10 protein-coding genes and 1 pseudogene are annotated in these 14,264 nt (G+C 69.9%); 7 read left to right on the top strand and 4 right to left on the bottom strand.

Features of this window, described 5'->3' with window-relative positions:
- Positions 1–399 precede the first annotated feature (399 nt).
- Both ACWD3C_RS16515 and ptsP read left to right on the top strand, forming a co-directional pair.
- Complete coding sequence (locus tag ACWD3C_RS16515) at positions 400–849, top strand: PTS sugar transporter subunit IIA (protein ID WP_451144408.1); 450 nt, start codon at positions 400–402, stop codon at positions 847–849.
- 75 nt (positions 850–924) lie between these two features.
- A complete protein-coding gene (gene ptsP, locus ACWD3C_RS16510) occupies positions 925–2,595 on the top strand; it encodes a phosphoenolpyruvate--protein phosphotransferase (RefSeq protein WP_451144406.1) in 1,671 nt (556 codons plus the stop codon).
- 67 nt (positions 2,596–2,662) lie between these two features.
- On the opposite strand, the gene ACWD3C_RS16505 is transcribed toward ptsP, so the two are convergent.
- Positions 2,663–3,559 (bottom strand): hypothetical protein, encoded by an 897-nt coding sequence (locus tag ACWD3C_RS16505; protein ID WP_451144404.1) that lies wholly within the window; start codon positions 3,557–3,559, stop codon positions 2,663–2,665.
- 73 nt (positions 3,560–3,632) lie between these two features.
- Positions 3,633–5,600, bottom strand: coding sequence for an acetoacetate--CoA ligase (locus tag ACWD3C_RS16500; RefSeq protein WP_451144402.1), 1,968 nt, complete (start codon positions 5,598–5,600; stop codon positions 3,633–3,635).
- Between the two features lie 213 nt (positions 5,601–5,813).
- Here ACWD3C_RS16500 and ACWD3C_RS16495 point away from each other — a divergent pair, with 213 nt between their 5' ends.
- Positions 5,814–8,180, top strand: coding sequence for a glycoside hydrolase family 31 protein (locus ACWD3C_RS16495; RefSeq protein ID WP_451144400.1), 2,367 nt, complete (start codon positions 5,814–5,816; stop codon positions 8,178–8,180).
- Position 8,181: 1 nt separating this feature from the next.
- Here ACWD3C_RS16495 and ACWD3C_RS16490 read toward each other — a convergent pair whose 3' ends face one another.
- Both ACWD3C_RS16490 and ACWD3C_RS16485 read right to left on the bottom strand, forming a co-directional pair.
- On the bottom strand, positions 8,182–8,718 hold the full coding sequence (locus ACWD3C_RS16490) for an NUDIX domain-containing protein (protein WP_451144398.1): 537 nt from the start codon (positions 8,716–8,718) through the stop codon (positions 8,182–8,184).
- A gap of 47 nt (positions 8,719–8,765) precedes the next feature.
- Positions 8,766–9,225, bottom strand: a pseudogene (locus tag ACWD3C_RS16485) (M15 family metallopeptidase); the annotation flags it as partial.
- Between the two features lie 214 nt (positions 9,226–9,439).
- On the opposite strand from ACWD3C_RS16485, the gene ACWD3C_RS16480 reads away from it, so the two are divergent.
- From ACWD3C_RS16480 to glpK, 4 genes are all read left to right on the top strand, one after another.
- Complete coding sequence (locus ACWD3C_RS16480) at positions 9,440–9,874, top strand: Zn-ribbon domain-containing OB-fold protein (protein WP_451144416.1); 435 nt, start codon at positions 9,440–9,442, stop codon at positions 9,872–9,874.
- Positions 9,871–11,061, top strand: coding sequence for a lipid-transfer protein (locus ACWD3C_RS16475; protein WP_451144396.1), 1,191 nt, complete (start codon positions 9,871–9,873; stop codon positions 11,059–11,061). Before ACWD3C_RS16480 ends, ACWD3C_RS16475 begins: the two co-directional genes overlap by 4 nt.
- 795 nt (positions 11,062–11,856) lie before the next feature.
- Positions 11,857–12,642 (top strand): MIP/aquaporin family protein, encoded by a 786-nt coding sequence (locus tag ACWD3C_RS16470; RefSeq protein ID WP_451144394.1) that lies wholly within the window; start codon positions 11,857–11,859, stop codon positions 12,640–12,642.
- A gap of 30 nt (positions 12,643–12,672) precedes the next feature.
- Positions 12,673–14,193: a glycerol kinase GlpK gene (gene glpK, locus ACWD3C_RS16465; protein ID WP_451144392.1), complete on the top strand. Its 1,521-nt coding sequence runs from the start codon at positions 12,673–12,675 to the stop codon at positions 14,191–14,193.
- Positions 14,194–14,264: the final 71 nt, after the last annotated feature.

The raw sequence follows: 14,264 nt of genomic DNA, 5'->3' as shown, positions 1-14,264 counted from the left end.
GGAACGAACGCTTCCTTCGTACTCACCCGAGAGACTCACTCTCGCGGCTTTCCTCCGGGCGCTTCCCTCCGGTCTTGCGTTTCCGACTCTATCAGTGTTTTTCCGTCTCTCTGACCACGCTCCTGCAGACATGCAGAAGCGGACCCCGAGAATAGGATCTGACAAGTTGGGTGCTGCCGGGCGTGGGACGCTGGGTCGCGTCTCCTTGGCCCCAAGCAGGGGTACGACTGTACACGTGGGCCCGGAGCGGGCGCAAACCGATTGCGCTGTGCTCTACGGCCGTCAACCCGTACGTCTCGTGCGGAACCGATAGTTCGTATGACATACGCTGCTCAACAGTGCGTCGTCCAGGACAGGCAGTGACGACCCATATGCATCTCCACCCCTGGGAGGCTTCCCATGACCACCGTGACGTCCCCTCTTGCAGGACGTGCCATCGGACTCGCCGCGGTACCGGACCCCGTGTTCTCAGGTGCGATGGTGGGCCCCGGCACGGCCATCGACCCCGTACGTGAGGCCTCGGAGGCTGTCGCCCCCGTGGACGGAGTCGTTGTCTCGCTCCACCCGCACGCCTTCGTCGTCGTCGACAGCGCAGGCCACGGTGTGCTCACACACCTGGGTATCGACACCGTGCAGCTCAACGGTCAGGGCTTCGAGCTGCTCGTGAACAAGGGGGACACCGTGACGCGCGGCCAGGCCATGGTGCGCTGGGACCCCGCCGCCGTCGAAGCCGCGGGCAAGTCCCCGGTCTGCCCGGTCGTGGCACTCGAGGCCACGGCCGGCTCCCTCGCCGAGCTTCGCCAGGACGACGATGTGAAGGCCGGCGACGCTCTCTTCGACTGGCAGTGACCTCAGTCCGTACTAGACGGCTAGTTGGACAACCACCGCGGCGGCGGGGCCGCCGCATTATCGGAGACGGGTGAGATGGAGACAACGCTTCGAGGCGTCGGCGTGAGCCACGGTGTGGCGGTCGGCGAGGTTCGGCACATGGGGACGGCTGTGCTGGAGCCGCCTGCCAAGCAGATACCGGCAGAGGAGGCGGAGCGCGAACAGGGGCGCGCTCGCAAGGCCGTGGAAGCTGTGGCGGCCGATCTGATGGCGCGCGGCAATCTGGCGGGGGGCGAAGCCCAGGCCGTGCTCGAGGCGCAGGCCATGATGGCGCAGGATCCCGAGCTGATGGCGGATGTGGAGCGGCGCATCGCGGTCGGCAGCTCGGCCGAGCGCGCGGTGTACGACGCTTTCGCCGCGTACCGCGCTCTGCTGGCCGGTGCCGGTGAGTACCTCGCCGGTCGCGTGGCCGACCTCGACGACGTGCGGAACCGTATCGTCGCCAGACTGCTCGGGGTGCCGATGCCGGGGGTGCCCGACAGTGACGAGCCGTATGTGCTCATCGCCCGCGACCTGGCGCCGGCGGACACCGCGCTGCTCGACCCCGCTCTTGTCCTCGGTTTCGTCACCGAGGAAGGCGGGCCCACGAGCCACAGCGCGATTCTGGCGCGGGCGCTCGGTGTACCCGCCGTGGTCGCGCTGCCCGGTGCCGGTGAGATTGCCGAGGGCACGACGATCGCCGTGGACGGCAGCACCGGTGAGATCTTCGTGAACCCGAGTGCGGAGAAGAGGGCCGCGCTGGAGGCCGCGGCCGCGGAGCGGAAGGCCGTGCTGGCCGCTTCGACCGGGCCGGGTGCCACGTCGGACGGGCACAAGGTGCCGCTGCTCGCCAATGTCGGCGGCCCTGCCGATGTGCCGGCGGCGGTCGAGGCGGGGGCCGAAGGTGTCGGTCTGTTCCGTACCGAGTTCCTCTTCTTGGACGACAGCAAGAACGCGCCCTCCGAGGAGAAGCAGGTCGAGGCGTACCGTCAGGTCCTTGATGCCTTCCCCGAGGGCCGTGTCGTCGTGCGGGTGCTCGACGCGGGGGCGGACAAGCCGCTGGACTTTCTGACTCCGGCCGACGAGCCGAACCCGGCGCTGGGCGTGCGGGGGCTGCGGACACTCCTCGACCACCCTGAGGTGCTGCGGACCCAGCTGACCGCCCTTGCGAAGGCTGCCGAGGGGGTGCCGGTCTACCTGGAGGTCATGGCTCCGATGGTCGCGGACCGTACGGACGCAAAGGCGTTCGCGGACGCGTGCCGGGCGGCCGGGCTGCAGGCGAAGTTCGGCGCGATGGTGGAGATTCCGTCGGCCGCTCTGCGGGCGCGGTCGATTCTGCAGGAGGTCGAGTTCCTGTCGCTGGGAACCAACGACCTCGCGCAGTACACGTTCGCCGCGGACCGGCAGGTGGGCGCGGTGTCTCGGCTGCAGGACCCGTGGCAGCCCGCGCTGCTCGACCTGGTTGCGCTGTCCGCCGAGGCGGCGAAGGCCGAGGGCAAGAGCTGTGGTGTCTGCGGTGAGGCCGCGTCGGACCCGCTGCTCGCGTGTGTGCTGACCGGTCTGGGTGTCACCTCTCTGTCCATGGGTTCGGCGTCGCTTCCTTATGTGCGGGCGACGCTGGCGAAGTACACGTTGGCGCAGTGCGAGCGTGCTGCTGCTGCCGCGCGTGCGGCGGACACCGCTGAGGAGGCGCGCAAGGCGGCTCAGGCGGTGTTGTCCGGCGAGTAGCTTCGCTGCAGCGGCGGGCTCTTGCCGAGGGGCGCTCCACCGGGTGGTGGGGCGCCCCTCGCGCGTCTCAGTGCGCGTGGCCACCCGTGGCTGGTCCGTCCTCTCCGAGGTCGGGTGGTACGCAGTAGTCGACGCCCGATTCCGGGGAGATGAGGTCTCCGGATTCCATGTCGGTGCAGTAGGCGTCGAAGACCTCTCCGGCGGTGAGAGGTTCGAGGACTTCTCCGCGCAGGCGCCAGCCGTAGACACGGTCGGTCGTGTCGGGGGTGCTGGTGCGCATGACGAGGCCGCCGGGGCGCTGTGTGGCGACGCCGAGGGCCAGGACCGTGGTGAACTCGAGGGCTTCGGTCTCGTCGAGGCGCGTGGTGCCCTCGGGGTCCTCTTCGGCCCACAGGGCGGCGATGAGTGGTTCGGGGGCGGCCGAGACGCTGCACACGAGGTGGCGCTCGCCAGGTCCTGCGGTGTCGAGGATGCGGGTGAGCAGGTGGGAGGCCCGGACGAAGGCGGCGCGGCCGATGTCCTCACCGCAGGAGGCGCAGGTGCCGATGCCGGCGAGGAGCGTGGTGGCGTACTGCCACGTGGCCTGTCGGACGGCCTCGTGGATCAGTTGGGGGACGAGTTCGGTGAGGGGTTGTCCTTCGTACGGGAGGCTCGCTCCTGTGGCGGCCAGTTCGGCGGTGAAGCGGGTGCGGCTGGTCGCGGCGTCCGGTTCCAGGCCGGTCTCGGTGCAGAACTCCACGTACTCCTCGGGGTCGAAGAGGGCCACTGTGGTGTGGCTGCCCTGGGAGGCGAGCGTCCTGAGCAGGGCTTCCACTTGCTTGAGGTAGGTCGTGTGGTCGTCGAAGGTGAAGGTGCGGTAGCGCCGCATCGCCGTGAAGTCCTGTTCGTCGGTCAACAGGCCGATGGTGCCGGCGATTTCGCGGCGCAGGACGCGTCGCATGGTCTGGTGCTCGGTGTGCGCCATGGTTCCCCCTGTGTGCGGTCGATCAATGCTCACTCACAGTAACCGTCGGCACTGACAATGACCGTGGGGTCGATCAGGCGCGCTTGCGGGCCAGGTCCTCGTAGAAGTGCAGGAGGTCGAGGTTGTCGACGGAGCCGGGGTTGACCGCCTTCTCCAGCGGGGTGCCCTGGAGCAGGCGCTTCACCGGAACCTCGATGCGTTTGCCGGTGAGGGTGTGGGGGACGCCGGGGACCTCGATGACCTCGTCGGGGACGTGGCGTGGGGAGAGCTGTTCGCGGATGGTCTGCTTGATGCGGTTCAGGAGGGCCTCGTCGAGTTCCGCGCCTGGGGCGAGGTGGACGAAGAGGGGCATCCAGTAGCCGCCGTCGGGCTGTTCGATGCCGAGGACGAGGGACTCCTTGATCTCGGGGAGGCGTTCGACGGCTTCGTAGATGTCGGCCGAACCCATGCGTACGCCTTGGCGGTTGAGTGTGGAGTCGGAGCGGCCGTGGATGATGACGGAGTCGCGTGAGGTGATGGTGATCCAGTCGCCGTGGCGCCAGACGCCGGGGTACGTGTCGAAGTAGCTGTCGTGGTAGCGCCTGCCGTCCGGGTCGTTCCAGAAGTGGATCGGCATGGAGGGCATGGGGTTGGTGACCACGAGTTCGCCGACTTCTGCGGTGAGGGGTTTGCCGCTGGGGTCCCAGGACTGGAGGTCGGTGCCGAGGCAGGCGGCCTGGAGTTCGCCGATGTGGACCGGGAGTGTGGGTACTGCTCCCGCGAAGCAGGAGCACACGTCGGTGCCGCCGCTGACAGAGGCGATCCACAGGTCGTCGCGTACCTCGTCGTGCAGCCAGCGGAAGCCGTCGGGCGGCAGCGGGGAGCCTGTGGTGCCGACGCACTGGACGCGGGAGAGGTCGTAGTCGCGCCCGGGGTGTACGCCTGCCTTGCGGCAGGCCATGACGTACGCGGCGGAGGTACCGAAGAGGGTCGCTCCGGTGCGTTCGGCGACCCGCCACTGCGCGCCCGTGTCGGGGTGGCCGGGGCTGCCGTCGTACAGGACGACTGTCGTGCCCACCAGGAGGCCGGAGACGAGGAAGTTCCACATCATCCAGCCGGTGGACGTGTACCAGAAGAAGCGGTCCTCGGGGCCCAGGTCGCAGTGCAGGCCGAGTTGTTTGAGGTGCTCGATCAGGATGCCGCCCTGGGACTGGACGATGGCCTTGGGCAGGCCGGTCGTGCCGGAGGAGTACAGCACCCACAAGGGGTGATCGAAGGGGACCTGCTCGAAGACAGGTTCCATGTCCGCGGACGTCAGGGCGGACCAGTCCAGGGCGCCCTCGGGGGCCTCGGTGCCGAGGAGCGGGATGTGGACGACTGCGCGCAGGGTGGGCAGTTCGCGACGCAGTTCGGCGACGGTGTCGCGGCGGTCGTGGTCCTTGCCGCCATAGCGGTAGCCGTCGACGGTGATCAGCACGACCGGTTCGACCTGCTGGAAGCGGTCGAGGACGCTGCGGGCGCCGAAGTCGGGGGCGCAGGACGTCCAGACACCGCCGACGGCCGCTGTGGCGAGGAGGGCGACGACGGCCTGTGGGATGTTCGGGAGGTAGCCGCTGACGCGGTCTCCGGGGCGTACGCCGAGGGTGCGGAGTCCGGCGGCGAGGGAGCCGACCTGGCGGCGCAGTTCAGCCCAGGTCACCGGACGTGGTTCGTGGGTCTCGTCGATGTGCAGGAGGGCCGGTTCGCCGGCGCGGGTGCCAGCCGCGCGCAGGGCGTGTTCGGCGTAGTTGAGGGTCGCTCCGGGGAACCATTCGGCGCCGGGCATGGCGCGGTCGCCGAGCACGCGCGCGTAGGGGGTCGAGAACTGTACGTCGAACCACTCAGTGACGGCTTTCCAGAACGTTTCCAGTTCGTCGACGGACCATCGGTGCAGGGCCGCGTATCCGCCCTCGGACGGGGCTCCGTGGTACTCGGCGGCCCAGGTCTGGAATCTGGTGATCTGTGCCTGGGCGATCCGTTCCGGATCGGGCTGCCAGAGCGGTGTGGGGTTCGCTTGGGTCATGGGGCGGCTCCCGGACTGTGCGCGTCGTGTGCGGCGGGCGTGCACGGGCAGGGGTGTGCGCGTCGCGCGGCTGACACGGACGATGCCATGTGATCGTCTTCCGCACCAGGGTGTGCCGCGCGCGGTCGGCTTCGTGAAGATGTGACGTCACCACGGGTGAACGGCAGCTGAACGGGTCACACTTTGGGGTCCGTCAGTGGCAGGGTGAGCAGCATGAACGGTCGTGACCTGGTGCGTTCGGTGAAGGCGGTCGGTTCGGCGGGGGCGGCTCAGGGGTGGCGCACCGTGCGGGCGGCGTGGCGCAGAAGGCGTGTCGACGCCGCCGGGTTGCCGGAGCGGGGTGCTGAGCGCGCGCGGGTGCCCGGGCCCGTGCAGGAGGTGGAGCCGGGGCCTGGGGGCGGGGTCGTCCGGTTCGCGCGGTCCGAGCTGCGGATCACGGTCGCCACGAACGGTGCCGTCTTCTGGGGCTGGGACGGGACCGGGCCGGAGCCGTCGTACGCGCTCTCGGGCCGCTGCCCGGAGGCGGATCCGCGGGCCGTCCTGGAGCCCGACATGGATGGCGCGTGGCGGGTGGTGGCCGAGCGAGTGACGGTGATCGTGTCGCGGCACGGCGCGGTCGAGGTGCGTACGCCCGGTGGGGTGCCCCTGCGCCGTGATCTGCCGCCGCGCTGGTGGGAACCGGCCGACGGGGGCCCGGCGCGCTGGCTGCAGCGCTCGGAGGTGGCGGCCGACGCGCGGTTCTTCGGGCTGGGCGGGCGCGCGGCCGGGCCCCGGCTGCGTGACGGTGCGTACCGGCTGTGGAACACCGATCCCGGCCACTCCTTCGCGCCCGGTGACGATCCGCTGTACATCACCATGCCGGTGCAGATGGTGGTGGCGGACGCGGCCACGCATCTGGTGTTCCACGACTCCACCTGGGACGGCACGCTGACGTTGCGGGAGGGCGAGGAGGGCGCGGGCTCCGGGCACGACCGGGCCGGGACGTGCGAGCTGCGGATGGACGGCGGCCCGCTGCGCTGCTGGGTGATGGTGGGCACTCCCGCGCGCGTGCTGCATGCCTGGGTCGCGCTCACCGGGGCGCCCGCGCTGCCGCCGGCGTGGGCGCTGGGGCACCATCACGCGCGTTGGGGGTTCGGGAGCGACCAGGAGGTACGGCGGATCGTCGCGGGCTACCGGGAGCATGGTCTGCCCTTGGACGCGATTCACCTGGACATCGATCACTACGACGAACACCAGGTGTTCACGGTCGACCGGGAGCGCTTCCCGAAGCTGCCCGATCTCGCCGAGGAACTGCGCGGTCAGGGAACCCGTCTGGTGTCGATCGTCGATCCGGCCGTCAAGGCTCAGCCCGGCAACGCTGTGTACGACAGCGGAACGGCGGCGGACGCGTTCGTGCGGGACGCGACGGGGCGGCTCGTGGAAGGTGTCGTGTGGCCAGGGGAGTCGGTCTATCCGGACTTCACGCGTGCGCGTACCCGAGCGTGGTGGGGCGGTCTCTACGAGGAACGGCTCGCCCTGGGGTTCGCCGGGTTCTGGCACGACATGAACGAGCCGACGTCGTTCACGGCCTTCGGAGAGAACACGCTGCCGCGTTCGGCCCGGCACGCGTTGGAGGGGCGTGGCGGTGATCATCGCGAGGCGCACAACGTGTACGCGTTGTGCATGGCCAGGGCCGGGTACGAGGGGCTGCGCGCACTGGCGCCCCAGGAGAGACCGTTCATCTTCTCGCGCTCCGGGTGGGCCGGGATGCAGCGCTACGGGGGCACGTGGTCCGGGGATGTGGCCACGGGCTGGCCGGGGCTGCGGGCGTCGCTGTCCCTGGTGCTGGGGCTGGGGCTGTGCGGGGTGCCGTACTCGGGCCCCGATGTGGGCGGGTTCGACGGGAGCCCGTCTCCAGAGCTGTATCTGCGGTGGTTCCAGCTGGGCTCGTATCTGCCGCTGTTCCGTACGCACGCGAGTCTGCGGGCGGGGCGCAGGGAGCCCTGGGAGTTCGGGGACGAGGTCCTGGAGCACGCGCGCGTGGCGCTCGTGGAGCGGAGGCGGCTGCTGCCGTACTTCGTGACGCTGGCGCACATGGCGCGCCGTACGGGGGCGCCCTATGTGCGTCCGGTGTGGTGGGGCTCGCCCGAGGACCGGGCCTTGCGCGACGTTGAGGACGCCTTCCTGCTCGGTGACTGTCTGTTGGTGGCGCCTGTGCTGGATCCGGGCGCGGACCGGCGTGCGGTACAGCTACCGCGGGGGCGCTGGTACGACACAGTGACCGAGGAGGCGTACGAAGGTCCCGGCCAGGTGCTGATGCAGGCGCCTCTGTCGCGGGTTCCGGTGCTCGCGCGCGCGGGTGCCGTCCTGCCCGTGCAGGGCGCCGACCGTGGTCTGGAGCTGGAGGTGTGGGCGCCCCCGCGTGGGCGGACCGGGGGCGGACTCGTGGTGCCCGATCCGGGCGACGGCTGGGACGAGCCGGAGATCGAGCGGTATGTGACGCGCTGGGCGGGGCAGCGGGTTGTCGTGGAGCGGGACGGCGAGGACGGCCGGGGCGAGCCCGCGTATCCCGTTCGGGTACGAGGACTCGCCCGGCGCTGAGTCAGACGTACCGGCCTTCGAAGAACGCCTGTACCGCCAAGGTGTGCAGCGGGAAGCAGAGTTCGGCCGGCCTGCGCAGCAGGTGCCAGCCCTCCGTCTCGTCCGTGGCGGCGGAGGGCGGCAGGTTGGCGACCGGGCGCTCCGGGAGGAGCCCGAAGAGCAGCAGGTGGCCGTCGGGCGAGCTCATGGCGTCGGCGAGGCGGACGTCGCGCTCGGCCGCGTCGATGCCCGTCTCCTCCTTGAGTTCACGCACGATGGCGCGGCGCCAGTCCTCCCGGTCGTCGATGAACCCTCCGGGCAGAGCCGTGCCCCCGCGCGCGGGAGCGATGGTCCGGGTGATGACGACCAGGGCCGTGCCCTTGGTGTCGTACACGGGCTGGAGGGCCACCGCCACGGGGAGCGGGTTGCGGTAGGCCACGGTGTGGCAGGCCGGGCAGGTACGGGGCCAGCCGGAGACGCCCTCTCCGTAGGGCGCTCCGCAGCTCGAACAGTGGGAGTCCGGTGCGGAATTGGCGTTTGGGTGTTGGGTTGCGGACACGCGGCGGACTGTATCCGATCACTTGGAGGACGTCTTCTGAGGGCGGTTCAATGCGTGGGCTTAAGGGACTTCTGGGACACCGGGAAGTCGAAATAGGTGTCCGGGTACGGCTCCGGCTTGTACGTGAAGTGCCACCACCCCTCCGGCAGGTTCACGAAACCCAGGGCTTCGAGAGTGCCCTTCAGGAGTTGTCGGTCGGCGCGCTGTTCGCCGGCCGGACTTCTCCGCGATGCAGCCGTCCTCGAAGAGGCGGGTCTTGTCGACGTGAGGATAGAACTCGGCCTTCATGCGCTGGTCGTCGAGATCCTTGGCCCAGCGGACGAAGTGGTCCACCGCGCGCTGGGGCCGGTGGCAGTCGTACGCCTTCAGGGAGCAGCCCTGCCGCAGGAGCTTGGTCTGCGCCTGGTGGAGGGCTTCGGCGGCGGGGCGGGTGAGGATGCACAGTGGCTGCCGATAGCCGTCGATGCGCTCGCCCACGAAGTTGTGCGGGGTGAAGTAGCGGACCTGTACCCATCGCCCCGGGGAGCCCGCGGTGCCTCAGGGGTGCGGGACGGCCGGCACCACCCCCGTGGGCCCCGGCTGTCCCTCCCGCTACTCCGACGCCGGAGGCGGCTGCTTGGTTCGCGGTGACGCCCTGCCGATTTCAGGTTGCCCGTGGCAGACTTCTGACGTTCCGTCAGATCAGTGCCGTGGAGGGGCCTTGTCACGTACACGCACGCCTGTGGTCAGCGGATGGTTCGCCGGGGAAGGAGACGACTTCCGGCTCCTGGGCACGCGCTGCTCGTCCTGCGCGTCGGTCTTCTTTCCGCGTGAGGACACCTTCTGCCGGAATCCCGGCTGCCCGGGGGGCGAGCTGGAGGAGGTGCCGTTGTCACGGCGGGGGCGCGTGTGGTCGTACACGGATGGCCAGTACCGGCCTCCGTCACCCTATGTGACGAATCCGGAACTTCCGTGGGAGCCGTACGCGTTGATTGCTGTGGAACTGCCCGCGGAGCGTCTCGTGGTGCTGGGACAGGCGGTTCCCGGGGTCACCGTCGCCGATCTGGCGGTGGGCATGGAGGTGGAGGTCGTCCCCGGCGTGCTGAGCGAGGACTCGGAGACGGTCTGGACGACGTGGCACTGGCGGCCGACAGGGTTACGGGGGGTGACGGCATGACAGGCGATGTGGCGGTGCTCGGCGCGGGCATGCACCCGTGGGGCAAGTGGGGAAGGAGCTTCGTCCAGTACGGGACGGTGGCGGCGCGTGCGGCGCTGGCGGACGCGGGGGTGGACTGGCGGGACGTCGGTTCGGTGGTCGGCGCGGATACGGTGCGCGGCGGTTATCCGGGGTACGTGGCCGGGGCGACGTTCGCGAAGGCGCTGGGCTGGCAGGGGGCGCGGGTCACGAGCGTGTACGCGGCGTGCGCGTCGGGGGCACAGGCCGTCAATACCGCGCGGGCGCAGATCCTTTCGGGGCTCGCGGACGTGGTGCTCGTCGTCGGGGCGGACTCCGCGCCCAAGGGGTTCTTCCGGCCGGCGGGCGGAGACCGGCCCGACGACCCCGACTGGCTGCGGTTCCGTGTCCTCGGGGCGACCAATCCGACGTATTTCGGCTTGTACGCGCGCAGGCGGATGGCCCTGCACGGGGACACAGCGGAGGACTTCGCGCAGGTCAAGGCGAAGAACTCGGCCATGGGGGCGCTGAATCCATATGCGCGTTACCGCAAAAAGGTCAGCGCCGAGGAGGTCGCCGCCTCCGCGGTGGTCGCGGATCCGCTGCGGTTGCTCGACATCTGCGCGACCTCGGACGGTGGCGCGGCACTCGTGCTGTCGAGCATGGAGTTCGCGCGGCGGCGCGGGGTGAGTGATCCCGTACGGATCAGAGCGGTCTCCACGGTGACCCCGCGCTACCCCAACACGGTGCTGGATCTGCCCGACATCGCGACGGACTCGGCGGTCGCAGTGGAGCCACCGGCCGAGTCGTTCCGGAAGTCGATCGCTCGGGCCGCGTACGAGGAGGCCGCTGTCGGGCCCGAGGACTTGTCGCTCGCCGAGGTCTACGACCTGTCCACGGCCCTGGAGTTGCAGTGGTACGAGGACTTGGGGCTGTGCGGCGAGGGCGAGGCGGCGAAGCTTCTGCGGGAGGGCGCGACGGCCCCGGGCGGGCGAATACCGGTGAACGTCAGCGGTGGGCTGGCCTCCTTCGGTGAGGCGGTTCCGGCGCAGGCGATCGCCCAGGTGTGCGAGCTGACCTGGCAGTTGCGAGGCAGCGCGGGCGACCGGCAGGTCGAGGGAGCACGGGTGGGGATCACCGCGAACCAGGGGCTGTTCGGGCACGGGTCGTCAGTCGTGGCATTGCGGTGACCTTCGAACCGGCGTGCGCGCACGTGGCGACGGCCTGGGAGTCCCGCGCGAACAGCTCATGAATAGCCCAGCTGATGCTCTTGCACGTCAACGTGTTCGCCACCACGCCGGTCGGTCTCGGCGGGCATCCCGTCGCCCTGCCGCCGGCCACGGTCGTGTGCGCGCCCGGCAGCGTCGTCGGACACCGGCAGGCCGCCCCGCATGCCTGGCACCAGACAAGCAGGCTGCCAAGACGCTCACCGGGGCGGGCTGGGTCTGGGCCGCGCGGGCCTGCCGGGGCACGCGATCCGGCACAGTACGGGAGGCACACCCGTGCAGGCGGAGTGCGGAATGGAGGGACCGGGCCGGGGCCGACGACCGGGTGGGGAAGGGCCCGGGCCCAGGGCTCACCAACGGCAGCGCAGGGTGTTCGGCAGTCCGAACTCCGGCCGGTTCCTCGACCGGTATTCGCTCCGTCGAACCGGGACCGTCCGTCCCACGTCGGTGCCGGCAGCGAACCTCGTAGCGGCCTCAACCATTGCGGTCCGCGACCTTGACGGTCCCTGATCGCCGGTGAACACTTCCGGTGTCGGTCGGCATCGCCGCATTCGGGCGCCTTTGTGCACTGCGTCGTTCGGGCTCCCCGCCTGCGTTACGGGCCATCCCCCACGGGCGATTCGGCTGCGACGGCACGCTCGTCACGGACGCCGGGCGGGGCGCGGGACCTCCCTGCCTTCGGCTGAAAAGAGCCATGGGAAACGCACCCTGCACGGAGGTCCGGGGTCGATCACTCCGGGCCCGGGCCTAGGAGCCGCCATGAGCAACGGAGACATATTCGTCGGTGAGGTCATCGGTACGGCGATCCTGATTCTCTTCGGCGCCGGTGTGGTCGCCGCCGTCCTCCTCAGATACTCGAAGGCGAAGGCCTCGGGGTGGATCGTCATCACGTTCGGCTGGGGTTTCGGCGTGCTGGCGGGCGCGTACACCGCCGCTCCCCTCTCGGGCGGGCACATCAACCCGGCGGTCACCTTCGGTATCGCCGTCGATACGGGGGACTGGGACAAGGTCTGGGTCTACCTGCTGGGCCAGATGGTCGGTGCCATGCTCGGCGCGGTCCTCGCGTACCTCGTCTACTTCGCGCAGTTCCAGGCCAACGTACGCGAGGAAGGCGCCACGGAGGACACCGCGGACGAGCCGATTGCGACCGTCGGCATCTTTTCCACCGTCCCGGAGATCCGGAATCCGGTCGCCAACGTGATCACCGAGGTCATCGCGACGATCGCCCTGGTCCTGCCGATCCTCGCCTTCGGCAAGAACATCGGGATCGGAATCGGCCCGGTCCCGGGCGAGGACGCCGGAATCTACGGCTCCGGCATCTCGATCCTCCTCGTGGCCCTCCTGGTCGTCGGCATCGGTCTCTCGCTGGGCGGGCCCACCGGCTACGCCATCAACCCGGCGCGTGACCTCGGCCCGCGCATCGTGCACACCTTCCTGCCGATCCCGAACAAGGGCACCTCGGACTGGGGCTACGCCTGGATCCCAGTCGTCGGCCCGCTGATCGGAGGGGCGCTCGCGGGCCTCATCTACAACGCAGCCTTCTGACGCATCTGACGTAAGACGTAAGGGGACGTCATGCCGGACAACGCCCAGAAGTACGTCGCCGCAATCGATCAAGGCACCACCTCGAGCCGCTGCATCATCTTCGACCAGGGCGGCGCGATCGTCGCCGTCGACCAGCGCGAGCACCGTCAGATCTTCCCCAAACCGGGCTGGGTGGAGCACGACGCCACCGAGATCTGGTCCAAGGTCCAGGCCGTGGTCGCGGGAGCGATCGCCAAGGCGGGCCTGCGTGCCGACCAGCTCAGCGCGCTCGGCATCACCAATCAGCGCGAGACGACGGTCCTGTGGGACCGCGCCACGGGCAAGCCCGTGCACAACGCGATCGTCTGGCAGGACACCCGTACCTCGGCGCTCTGCAACGAGCTGGGCGGCTCGGACGGGCAGGACCGTTTCCGCGAGCAGACCGGGCTGCCGCTGGCCAGCTACTTCTCCGGTCCGAAGGCGGCCTGGCTGCTGGACAACGTGCCGGGGCTGCGGGCACGGGCCGAGCGCGGTGAGATCGCCTTCGGCACGATCGACTCCTGGCTGATCTGGAACCTGACCGGCGGCACCGAGGGAGGCCACCACGTCACCGATGTCACCAACGCCGGGCGCACCATGCTGATGAACCTGGAGACCCTCCAGTGGGACTCCTCGATCCTCTCGGCGATGAACGTGCCCGAGGCCGTCCTGCCGGAGATCAGGTCCTCCTCGGAGGTCTACGGCACCGCCGTGGGCCAGCTCTCGGGCGTACCCGTGGCGTCCTCGCTCGGCGACCAGCAGGCGGCCGTCTTCGGGCAGGCGTGCTACGACGTGGGCACCGCGAAGAACACCTACGGCACCGGCAGCTTCCTGCTGCTCAACACCGGGAACCGGCCCGTGCCGTCGAAGAGCGGGCTGCTCACCACCATGGGGTACAAGATCGGCACCGAAGCGCCGGTGTACTGCCTGGAGGGGTCGATCGCGATCACGGGCGCCTTGGTGCAGTGGTTCCGCGACCAGCTCGGCATCATCCGTACCGCCGACGAGATCGAGACACTCGCGGCGACCGTCGAGGACAACGGCGGCGCGTACATCGTGCCCGCCTTCTCGGGCCTGTTCGCCCCCTACTGGCGCTCCGACGCGCGTGGGGTCGTGACCGGGCTCACGCGGTACGTCACGAAGGGGCACCTCGCGCGCGCGGTGCTGGAGGCGACGAGCTGGCAGACGCGTGAGGTCGTCGACGCCATGTACCAGGACTCCGGGGTGCACATCACGACCCTGAAGGTGGACGGCGGCATGACCAAGAACAACCTCCTGATGCAGCACCAGGCGGACGTCCTCGACGTGCCGGTGATCCGCCCGAAGGTCTCCGAGACGACATGCCTGGGCGCGGCGTACGCGGCCGGGCTCGCGACCGGCGTGTGGAACGACCTCGACGAGCTGAAGTCGCACTGGCAGAAGGACGTCGAGTGGACGCCCTCCATGGAGGCGTCCGTCCGGGACCGCGAGTACCACAACTGGCGCAAGGCGGTGGAGAAGAGCTTCGGCTGGCACGAGGACGGCGCGCACTGAAAACGGGGACGTGGCTCCCCCGCGCGCGTGCGGTTTTTCGTGCACCACGCGCGCGTGCCCTTCTGCTACGG

The organism is Streptomyces sp. NPDC002845 (genome assembly GCF_053591955.1).
The sequence above is the reverse complement of the archived record's forward strand: the minus strand, read 5'-3'. Positions and strand labels throughout refer to the sequence as shown.